2 rRNA genes are annotated in these 782 nt (G+C 57.5%); both read left to right on the top strand.

Annotated elements, in window-relative coordinates:
• Positions 1–282 (top strand): 23S ribosomal RNA (locus PKE79_RS16745); the annotation flags it as partial.
• 97 nt (positions 283–379) lie between these two features.
• Positions 380–495 (top strand): 5S ribosomal RNA (gene rrf, locus PKE79_RS16740).
• Positions 496–782 lie beyond the last annotated feature (287 nt).

Below are 782 nucleotides of genomic sequence, written 5' to 3'. Positions count from 1 at the left end.
GGGCGCTGGAGAATTGAGGGGGGCTGCTCCTAGTACGAGAGGACCGGAGTGGACGCATCACTGGTGTTCGGGTTGTCATGCCAATGGCACTGCCCGGTAGCTAAATGCGGAAGAGATAAGTGCTGAAAGCATCTAAGCACGAAACTTGCCCCGAGATGAGTTCTCCCTGAGACTTTAAGTCTCCTGAAGGAACGTTGAAGACGACGACGTTGATAGGCCGGGTGTGTAAGCGCAGCGATGCGTTGAGCTAACCGGTACTAATGAACCGTGAGGCTTAACCTTACAACGCCGAAGATGTTTTGGCAGATTTGAGAGAATTTTCAGCTCTGATTCAGATTAATCGATACGTTGGTGAAACGTGTTGATAAAACAGAATTTGCCTGGCGGCACTAGCGCGGTGGTCCCACCTGACCCCATGCCGAACTCAGAAGTGAAACGCCGTAGCGCCGATGGTAGTGTGGGGTCTCCCCATGTGAGAGTAGGGAACTGCCAGGCATCAAACAAGTGAAGAGCCCATCCTGCCGGATGGGCTTTTTGCGTTTCTGTCGTCCGGCCAGCGTGCCGGTATGTCTCCCCGGTGGCGCTGCGCTTACCGGGGCCCGCAGGCCTATCACGAATGTAGGCCAGGTCAGGCGCAGTCGCCACCCGGCACAAAAACGGCTCCCTACTCGTAGCCATTGCCCGGCGGCGCTGACGCTTGCGCGGGCCTACGAGATTGCCGGGCCCGCAGTCCCATCCCGCATGTAGGGCGGGTCAGGCACAGCCGCCACCCGGCACAAAAA

This window comes from Microbacterium barkeri (genome assembly GCF_027921765.1).
In the GTDB taxonomy this organism is placed as follows: domain Bacteria; phylum Actinomycetota; class Actinomycetes; order Actinomycetales; family Microbacteriaceae; genus Microbacterium; species Microbacterium barkeri.
This window is presented reverse-complemented; position numbering and strand designations above follow the sequence as displayed.